The 9,685-nt window shown below is 38.6% G+C and carries 9 protein-coding genes and 2 pseudogenes; 5 read left to right on the plus strand and 6 right to left on the minus strand.

Translation table 11 applies throughout. The features are described 5' to 3' along the window. Window positions 1-196: 196 nt before the first annotated feature. From FTU58_RS05690 to FTU58_RS05705, 4 genes are all read left to right on the plus strand, one after another. Window positions 197-475 carry a hypothetical protein gene (locus FTU58_RS05690; protein WP_180062192.1) on the plus strand — a complete coding sequence of 93 codons (279 nt, stop codon included), beginning with the start codon at window positions 197-199 and terminating at the stop codon, window positions 473-475. 254 nt (window positions 476-729) lie between these two features. Further along, window positions 730-2,451 (plus strand): mechanosensitive ion channel, encoded by a 1,722-nt coding sequence (locus tag FTU58_RS05695; protein ID WP_167846178.1) that lies wholly within the window; start codon window positions 730-732, stop codon window positions 2,449-2,451. A 95-nt stretch (window positions 2,452-2,546) separates the two neighbouring features. After that, the gene (locus FTU58_RS05700) at window positions 2,547-2,717 is read left to right on the plus strand and encodes a hypothetical protein (protein ID WP_004975491.1); all 171 of its coding nucleotides are present in this window, start codon (window positions 2,547-2,549) and stop codon (window positions 2,715-2,717) included. Window positions 2,718-2,886: 169 nt separating this feature from the next. Beyond that, window positions 2,887-3,054: a hypothetical protein gene (locus FTU58_RS05705; protein WP_004975492.1), complete on the plus strand. Its 168-nt coding sequence runs from the start codon at window positions 2,887-2,889 to the stop codon at window positions 3,052-3,054. A 183-nt stretch (window positions 3,055-3,237) separates the two neighbouring features. On the opposite strand, the gene FTU58_RS05710 is transcribed toward FTU58_RS05705, so the two are convergent. The 5 genes and pseudogenes from FTU58_RS05710 to FTU58_RS05730 all read right to left on the minus strand — a co-directional run bounded on the left by FTU58_RS05710 (window position 3,238) and on the right by FTU58_RS05730 (window position 7,759). After that, window positions 3,238-4,434, minus strand: coding sequence for an NAD(P)/FAD-dependent oxidoreductase (locus tag FTU58_RS05710; protein ID WP_131261523.1), 1,197 nt, complete (start codon window positions 4,432-4,434; stop codon window positions 3,238-3,240). Between the two features lie 53 nt (window positions 4,435-4,487). Then, window positions 4,488-5,360 carry a 1-aminocyclopropane-1-carboxylate deaminase/D-cysteine desulfhydrase gene (locus FTU58_RS05715; RefSeq protein WP_167846176.1) on the minus strand — a complete coding sequence of 291 codons (873 nt, stop codon included), beginning with the start codon at window positions 5,358-5,360 and terminating at the stop codon, window positions 4,488-4,490. Between the two features lie 67 nt (window positions 5,361-5,427). Then, window positions 5,428-5,618: pseudogene (locus FTU58_RS05720) on the minus strand (HlyD family secretion protein); the annotation flags it as partial. A 6-nt stretch (window positions 5,619-5,624) separates the two neighbouring features. After that, window positions 5,625-6,002, minus strand: a pseudogene (locus FTU58_RS05725) (IS4 family transposase); the annotation flags it as partial. Between the two features lie 134 nt (window positions 6,003-6,136). Then, window positions 6,137-7,759 carry an oleate hydratase gene (locus FTU58_RS05730; RefSeq protein WP_104852352.1) on the minus strand — a complete coding sequence of 541 codons (1,623 nt, stop codon included), beginning with the start codon at window positions 7,757-7,759 and terminating at the stop codon, window positions 6,137-6,139. A 356-nt stretch (window positions 7,760-8,115) separates the two neighbouring features. Here FTU58_RS05730 and FTU58_RS05735 point away from each other — a divergent pair, with 356 nt between their 5' ends. Continuing rightward, on the plus strand, window positions 8,116-8,739 hold the full coding sequence (locus FTU58_RS05735; RefSeq protein WP_180062193.1) for a LysE family translocator: 624 nt from the start codon (window positions 8,116-8,118) through the stop codon (window positions 8,737-8,739). Between the two features lie 186 nt (window positions 8,740-8,925). Here FTU58_RS05735 and FTU58_RS05740 read toward each other — a convergent pair whose 3' ends face one another. Continuing rightward, on the minus strand, window positions 8,926-9,573 hold the full coding sequence (locus FTU58_RS05740) for a putative phage abortive infection protein (RefSeq protein ID WP_180062194.1): 648 nt from the start codon (window positions 9,571-9,573) through the stop codon (window positions 8,926-8,928). Window positions 9,574-9,685: the final 112 nt, after the last annotated feature.

The following is a 9,685-nucleotide window of genomic DNA, read 5'->3' on the forward strand; positions in this document are numbered from 1 at the left end:
TCAAAGTACACAAAAAAACGGTACGTGATTATAGCGCATTTCCCCGTGAGAGGCAGCTTTGTCGATATTGGGCAACATAGGTGGTACTTGAGGTATATTACATCTTTTCACCATCTTGCTATGTATTGTCACACAATAAGCGTGAGGAGCTTGTTAGTATGAAAATTCATCAGATAAATACATAAGTGAGGGGAACATGCCGCATGATTTCAATAAACCACCTCATGTAAACTCAGCTGAAGACATTAAGCGAAAAAAACGTATTCTAGTCTATATGCTTCTACTGGTGGGAATCTTTTTATTGGCATTGCTGATTTACATGATGGCGGATCGCAATCCGAGTCCGAGCGAAGCACCTCCTGGACATCCTAATCCAACCGTACAACAAGCAACGCCAAATAGCACGACAACGGGCACAGCTGGAGATGAAGCACGTGCAGAGGACAGCAATACTGCAACAGCAACAGATCGGTAGTTTAGCCTAAGCGTCAAAAAATCGTATTTACAAATTCAGCCTTGCCTAGATGCAGGGCTTTTTTGTGGATTTTCGCAAGGTTTATTATCCCTCCTTTGTAGAATTGTTGCGATTCTGCATCCCAAGGTTGAATAAAAAATATGCAAATTCTATGGTGGGTAGAGCTTTACTCAATAATTTGAATCGATAAAAAGCAGTTTTGCGCTGTAGTGCAAACCTAAAAATGAAGCTAATCACCATGAGGATTAAACAAGATGAATGATTATTTTAATGGGAACCTACATGGCAGAGGTTTTGATGCCATGTATTATTGGGAGCAATTTCAACCCATTTTAGCTGCAGTCGCAATTTTACTTGTCGGGTGGGTGATTGCATTATTGGTTGCGGGTGGAATTAAAAAGGTTCTACAAAAATTAGGTACCGATCAAAAATTATCAAATGCAACGGGGCATCGTTCAAATATTGAAGTGATTGTGTCACGGGTCGTGTTTTGGGTAATTTTAATTATTGCAGTCATTGGTGCGTTGAACGTGTTGAATCTGACCAGTGTCAGTGGGCCATTCAGTAATATGATTCAGCAGTTCTTATTGTTTATTCCTTCTTTACTGGCTGCTGTTGCTGTTGGTTTTATTGGTTGGATTTTGGCAAATCTGGTTAAAGTGGGGATGCAAAAACTGTTGGCACGTACTCAGTTGGATGAAAAACTCAGTGCCGATGTCGGTGTGAGTGGTTTAAGTCAAAATATCAGTGAAATTGTTTATTGGCTGATTTTATTGCTGTTCTTGCCAATTGTGCTGTCAATTTTAGGCTTAAACGGTCTGTTGTTCCCTGTGCAAAACATGGTGAATGAAGTTGTGCTGTATTTACCGAACATCTTCATTGCAGGCGTGATTGTTTTTGTAGGATACATTCTGGCAAAAATTGTTCGTGGCATTGTCGAAGGTTTATTGGGTAGCTTGAATATTCAACAGCATGCTGAAAAAGTTGGCATCTTCAAAAATTCAAATTTACCTAAATTACTCGGTTCGTTTGTTTTCGCCTTGGTGATCATCACAGCCTTGATTATTGGTTTTGAGGCACTTGGCATTGAAGCCATTTCACAGCCTGCGACTGCCATGCTGTATGAAATTATGAATGCGATCCCGCATATTATTGCGGCAGGTCTGATTCTTATTTTGGCTTATGTGGTGTCGCGTTTTGTAGCCAATATTGTGGTGGAAGTGGTTGCAGGCACAGGAGTCGATGGTATTCCTGCCAAACTCGACTTACAGCGCTTTTTAGGTACAACTAAAATTTCATGTGTGGTTGGTTATCTGATCGTATTCTTTACCATGCTATTTGCGGTATCTGAAGCGGCGAACCGTTTGGGCTTTGATCAAGTCAGCGGCTTGATTGCCATGTTTATCCAGTTTGGTGCAGATATTCTGTTGGGTGCTGTCATTTTGGTGGTGGGTTTCTGGCTAGCGAATTTGGTCGCCAAAGTGGTACAGCGCGGTGAATATAACAGCTCGCGTTGGTTGGCAAACTTAGTCCGTATTTTAATTATGGGCTTGGTGGTAGCCATGGGCTTACGCGCGATGGGTATTGCAGACTCTATTGTGAACTTGGCCTTTGGTTTAACTCTTGGTTCTGTTGCAGTGGCTTTCGCACTTGCCTTTGGTTTAGGTGGTCGTCAACCTGCAGAACGTGTGTTAACTGATTTGATTGATAAAGCCAAACGTGAGGCGAATCAACCGAATCCGTTGCACAAAACAGAAACGGCAACGTCAGCATCAAATGTGATGACACCTATTGTATCTGAGCAGCCACAAGCGTCTGTAAGTGATGTGACTACAACACCTGAAGCGGCAACTGATCATGCTGTGCCAGATACGTTAAAGGTTGATCCTGAACATCCACCAGTCAATAACCCATTTGGTTCGACAGGTGAGGCTGAACCAGATGTTGATGAACATCCAAAAAATGACCCGAAATAACCTGTTCAAATTTTGATTTGAATCGCTAAGATGATCGACCAATCACCGTATTGGTCGATTTCTTTTCGGTATTCATTAAAAAAGAGGAAAGACTAATGTCCAAATCAGCACCCGATAAGTTTTTTGCCCCAATCGTGATTGCTGGCATCACCATCGGCTTTTTTGTTGCAGCCTATAAATTTGTTTTTGCCAAGCCAGAAGCCACCGCAAAACCAACTGAAAATGTTGAGAAAAATCATCCAAAAGAGGATAGACCAAGCTCTTAAATTATGTTAAAAATTAATCAACTTTGGCAGGAATGAGCCAAAGACTGATTTGGATAAATCAGATCAATAACTTGGAAAGCTTGATGAGGGTTTAAGGGAAAAATAAAAAACTTGGGTTTTAACCAAGCTGAAATATTTGAGTCTTAAAATTCGCGCAAGGATGACAATAATGAGAGAAATCAATATGCTAAACAAATTACGTATCAGTTTAAAAGTTCAAGTGGCAAATTCGTTACCTATGCATCAACAAAATGCTGTGCTTAAAATGCAGCAAACTGAATCACGTTTGGCAAATACGCCAAAATTGGTATTATTTCGTACCGATTATTTAGAATAAAATAACAGGATTCACGTATTGCTAAGTCTTTATAGTACGTGACGGTGTTAAAGAAAAAGCCAGTTTAGAAAAAACTGGCTTTTGTCATTTTGCAATTTGATCGGCAAGATCAATATTATTCTGTTTAGACTAGAATCATTTTTATCACATTCATTTGTTTGCATGTTTCATCTAAAAGCAAACTTAAACATACTCCGATGCTGCATGTGCAGATGACCACGCCCATTGGAAATTATAGCCGCCCAAATGTCCCGTTACATCTAAAACTTCCCCAACAAAATACAAGCCTTTTTGTTTTTTACTTTCCATAGTTTTAGAGGAAACTTCTTGGGTATCGACTCCGCCTAAAGTGACTTCGGCAGTACGATAACCTTCTGTGCCTGATGGTTTGACTTCAAAGGCATTTAAACGTGCTGCAATCTGTTCTAGCTTTTCATCACTGATATTGCCAATTGCCGTTTCAGAGAGTGCAGGCCAAATCAGTTGCTGTAATTCAGCCACTACACTTTTTGGCAGATGCTCGCTGAGTAAGGTGCGCAGTAAAACTTTAGGACTGCTTTGCTTTTTATTTTTAAAAAAGTCATAGAGTTCTAAGTAAGGTAAAAAGTTAATTTTAAAACTTTGTCCGACATCCCAATAATTAGAAAGCTGTAAGGCACTCGGCCCACTCAAACCGCGATGGGTGAATAGCAATGCTTCGGTAAAACTAGTCAATGAATTTGATAAAGTCGCATCCACCGCATTACCGCTTAAACGTGTAGTGACTTCTTTAAAGCTGTCTGAGAAGGTAAAAGGCACTAAACCTGCACGGGTCGGGTAAACACGATGACCAAACTGTTTAGCAATTTCATAGCCAATTCCAGAGCCACCTAAAGTTGGAATAGATAAACCGCCAGTTGCTACGACCACAGCGCTTGCTTGGAAATAACCCAAAGTCGTTGCAATTTGAAAACCTTGATCATCTACCGCATTCACGGCTTTGACTTCACAATTGGTTTGAATATCGACCAATTTGGTTTTTTCACATTCGGCTAAGAGCATGGCTAAAATTTCTTTAGCGCCGTTTAAAGTGAATAATTGTCCGTGTTTGCGTTCTTCATATTCAATGCCGTATTCGCAGACTAAACCAATAAAATCCCAATTGGTATAACGGGTGAGTGCAGAAATGACAAAGTGTGGATTATGTGAAATATAATGGTTTGGCTCGACTTCTAAGTTGGTAAAGTTACATTTACCACCACCCGACATCAGAATTTTTTTGCCCACTTTATTGGCTTTTTCTAGCACCAATACTTTACGACCACGTTGTGCTGCCATGTAAGCAGTCATCAGCCCCGATGCGCCCGCACCTAAAACAACAACATCAACCTGATGAACCATGAGTATTACTCGGTAGACGAAAAGCGAGCAATTATAAAAGATTTGTGGGGGTTTTAATATGCTTTAAGCTTTCCTTGCAACCCACCTGTATGAATGGCCAGGATTCGAGTGTGGGCAGGGAAATGATTGTGCTGGATTAAATCAAGAATTCCCATCATCATTTTACCTGTATAAATGTGTTCGAGTGGAATTTGATATTTTTGCTCAAAATTTTGAATAAATTTCAATAATTCAGCTGTAGTTTTGGCATAGCCGCCACCACAATAAGCATCGGTTAAAGACCAATTGCTTTTATCAGTCCATTGTTGAATGTCCTGTTTGAGAAAATCACCTTTCAAGGCTGAAAAGCCTAAAATGTGCTGGTGATCTGAACTGCTTTCAATGATGCCTGCAAGAGTTCCACCTGTACCCACGGCACAACAAATTACGTCATAATTTTCTAAATCATCAGGGGAGAGGATTTCCTGTGTCCCTTGAATGGCAAGGGAATTGCTTCCACCCTCTGGAATAATAAAGGCTTGAGGATATTGCTGTTGAAGTTGTTGTAAATATTCTACTTCATGGCGCAGACGATATTCGGCTCGGCTGACAAAATGCAGTTGCATGCCAAAATCTTGCGCTGTTTGTAGGGTAGGATTTAAGTCTTGGGTCGCAAGTTCCTGACCACGAATGATGCCGATACTTTGAAAACCAAAATGCTGTGCTGCAAAAGCTGTTGCTGCAATATGATTGGAAAATGCACCGCCAAAAGTGAGGACTTGAGAAAAACCTTGCTGTTGTGCTGCCAAGAGGTTGTATTTGAGTTTAAAAAACTTGTTGCCCGAAATCTGGGGATGAATCTGATCAAGGCGTTTGATGGTCAGTTGAACAGGCTGGGGAAGTTCTAATGTTTGATAAGGGGTAGGAAAAGCAATGTGATCAAACATTTTTTGCGAACGAGAAATGAATTTGACCACATTGTAAATGTATTTGATTGAGAATGTCAGTGTTGGTTTATGAGTCGGTATCCACCGACGTGATTACCGACATACCAGGACGTAGGTTTTCCATGCCTTTTTGTTCTGGATCAATGGCGATGCGTACCGCAATACGTTGCACCACTTTGGTAAAGAGTTGCCTGTGGCATTATCAGGTTTGAGTACACTGAACTATGAGCCCGCAGCAGTGGAAATCTGCTCCACATGGTCTGGTTTATTGAGCAATGTCCAAACAATAGGTATCGCTATTCCACGATAGATGATGGCTAACATCAAGATATTGATATCTCGTTTTCCCCATTTCCAGTTGGTTCTATCCAAAGTTAATTGGACTTTATCGAATAAAAATATATTGAAAATTAACTGAGAAATTTGACGATAATCGAAATACTGATCTGCAAAGAAGCGTTGTATACGTCGATAAAATGATTGTGGTAAGCACTTGATGGGTAAGGCTTTAGATACAAAAGAAAGATTACATGTCTGTTTTACAATTAATGCAGGCATAATCAGTGTAAAACATTTTACATGTGACTTGTTCCACTTTAGATATTTGTTTAATATGAGATGTAACTCATTGAAATGTGTGATCATATTCGTCGTCAGAAAACAAGTATTATGCCATTATTTCAATGAGTTATCTTTTTTGTCGTGTACAAAGATCGTTTTATCAAAATAAGTTGAATAACCATAGGGCAGCAATTTACCCTATGGCTTTTTAAAATTTAATGAAAAACTGCTTCCAAAGCATTTAAGCCAACTTTAGGATCGAGTAAACCATTGTAAATCTCTGGAATTTCACGTTCGACACCTAAGAGCTGATAAATGGCAATCATGGCACAACGTACGGAATATTCCACAGTGAAAACCACATCATCTTCAAGCTCTACGAATTGACCTAAGAAAGCAAAGTTGACTGCATTTTCTGGAATGACCAATGGGCGATCACCTGCTTTACGACATGCAAATAGGGCAGAGGCATAAGGCATCATTACTGTGGTAATGTCAGTATGTGCCAACACATGATCCAAAATGTCATCGAAACCAAGTTGATGAATCAACTCAATTAAAATTTCTTGACCCGTCGCTTCACTCATCGGTTTTTTAATGTAATCGCCGATATGGTCAATTTCAAAACCATAACCCCATAAGGTGAATTTACCTTCTGGTAAGTCAGCAAAATGCGGTTGAGCTGGAACGACCACAGATAGATGCCAACCAGATTCAAACCAAGTCATGAGTGCACCTGTACCCGGTTCATTTCCTGTGTAATCAATAATCCGTTTTAGCAGCACATCATCATGCATGGTGAGCGTAAAGGATTTCCATTTATGCTCATCAATGTTGCCATAGAAGGTCATTGGACGACCAAAATCAGGAGCTTTTTGAGCCAATGTTTCCCACAAACGCCAGCCATGATCTTGTCGATCACGAATCAGCTCAGGAACATCGAATTTATCGCCATAACGTGAATCAGCCGTAATCGAACCTAAAGTAAAGAGCGCAAGATCATGCTCACCCAGTTGAATTTGTTCAGTGCCTTCTGGAATGTTGACATAAAGTTGGGTTGCCTTACGTTCCTTCGTTTGGGCATCTTCGACAAAGTCTGCATCTGTGACATAACTACCGAAACGAACATCAACGCCTTGTTCCACCAACCAGCGTTGTAGAGGATGAATCATTGAATCATATTGATTGTATTTAGTTCGTTTCACACCTGCTAAGGTATGGATGCGTGGTAATTCTTGAATGAAACGTAGAAAATAACGGCGTAATTCCGCTGCGCTATGCCATTTTTGAAAGGCAAACGTGGTTCGCCACATCCGCCAAAAATTACTTTGGAAAAATGCATCATCAAAAAATTCATCAATACGGCGACTACCGATACGATCTTCTTTTAATGCCAGTAGACGTAACATTTGAGCACGGTTGAGCGTTGATAATCCCAATTTTTGAGCTTCTGCAATAATATGATTTGAGTCGATCAAACGTGCTTGAGCATTGGTTTTAACTTGTTCGTTAAATTCACGACATTCTTCACGAACAGAAATGTCTGGATTTTCTAAAGATGGGATGCTTGAAAATAAATCCCAAGTACACAAATAAGTTTCATCAGTTAGCATACGTCCACCACGTGTGACCCATGCTTGGTTCGGATTAAGCGGATTATGTCCACCATCCATCGAACCACCAGAAACATTCAATTCTTCTAAAATATGGATATGTTCGGCTGGCACTTTAGCATCACGAATCGCAAAAGCAGCAGCAGCCATACCAGCTATGCCTCCACCTACAATCCAAAGATGTGATTTAGAGTGGTCTAATGTTTTCAGTCTTTTATTTTGCATCTGATGTGCCTCGATTGTAATTCTAAAGAAAATTAAAGCCGTAATTTTATTATGGGATTATGTGTTTTAAAAATATATGAAAGTTCTGCTAAAAATCGATGATAAATTATTATCAGAAAAAAACTTTAATAGAAAAAATGGATGCACAATAAAATTTTACTGTTCATATGCTATGTTTTAACTGTTTGATATTAAAATTAAATTGAGTTTTTACTCTATTTTTGGTTTTTTACTAAATATCAAATTGCTTGAAAAATCCATAAATTTATAAACATAAATCAAAAAAATTATATCTTCTATTATGGTTTTTTAAGTAAAATAAATAGTTGAAAATTATTCTAATCTTGAGGTCTATCTTGGAATCATTATTGATTTTAGGCTCTATTGCTTTGGCATTAATGTTGGGGGCAATGAGTCCTGGGCCTACCTTTATTTATGTGGCAAAAAATTCGATAGCCATTTCACGTAAGCATGGTTTATTTACTGCTTTAGGCACGGGTACGGGTGCCGCAATTTTTGGTTTATTGGCGGTGATGGGGTTGCAGGCTATTTTATTGGCTGTGCCTTCTGCATATTTTCTGCTTAAAATTTGTGGTGGTTTATATCTGTTATTTTTGGCTTATAAAATTGTGAAGCATGCCAAAGCGCCTATTCAAACCAATCTTGAGGATGGGCAGCAAATGTCACTGCGCCGTGCGTTTACCACAGGTTTAATTACGCAGTTATCTAACCCTAAAATTGCAATCGTGCTTGCCAGTATTTTTACTGCTTTATTACCTAAAGAAATTCCAACTTATTTCTATGTGGTGTTGCCAGTTTTGTGTTTCTTTATTGATGCAGGTTGGTGTTCATTGGTTGCAGTGGCTTTGTCTGCAGAAAAACCGCGTCAGGCTTATATTAAGTTTAAGGCTATTTTTGACCGTGCAGCAGGGGCGGTCATGACAGTATTGGGATTAAAGTTAATTTTTGGGATGAAGTGATTTATTTGTGTAGATACCTATGCCTTTTGGGAGAAGATTGGGATGAGGGTATTCTAATAATTAAAATGTTTGCCTTACTTTTAAAGGATCAAAAGTAACAAAAATCCTTTGTTCGTTAGAGGGCACGTCCGTGTGCCTAACGAACAGGCTACATCCATGTCACCTTTCTGTGCGTTAGTACTTAAATCAATATTCATCCTCTTCGAATTTGATAGATGGAAAGTAATGTTTAGGGTCATATCCGTCACAATATTCAAATGGAATATTTTTAATAAAATCATATTTATTTATAAAATTATTTTGGAGCCATTTTTTTCCAAAACGCGATAAAACATTGAAAAAAAGGATATAAAGCTCAGGGTTTGAAAGTTGAGCACGGTAAATTTTTATTAACTCGTATTTTTCAAAATCACTTAGGATTGTTGATTCATCTACTATTTTTATAGCATTATACATATTTCTAAAATAAGAGCTTAAATGAGTTTGATTGGTTTTCAATAAGCAGCCTCTAAAATCCTTTTCCATTAACCTTTTCTGAATTTTAATAACTAATTCTTCATTAAATCCATTATACCTTGATAGTTTATTTACTATAAATGTCGTCCAACTTCCCTCTATACCAAAGTAAAAAATAACGTATGAGATATCTAATATTTGTGATTTATTGAGTTGGAGATTTTCTTGTACAGAAATTTCTTGAATCGTTTCTAAAATTCGTTTGAACTGAATTTTGAAGGTTACAAAAGCCTTTTTCCCTTCTTTTGGTGGGTGTTGCGGATTGGTATTGGGTAAAGAAATATTTATCAAATGTTGGTTGTGAGGTAATACCCCCATTTTTAATTGAATTAATGGGTAGAAAATCTAAAGCCTTGTTATTGTTTAAAAATAGGTGGACAACCATTTACTGACATATGAGGTCGTTCATGATTATAAAAGTACTGCCAGT

This window comes from Acinetobacter sp. YH12120, assembly GCF_013418795.1.
Taxonomy (GTDB): domain Bacteria; phylum Pseudomonadota; class Gammaproteobacteria; order Pseudomonadales; family Moraxellaceae; genus Acinetobacter; species Acinetobacter towneri.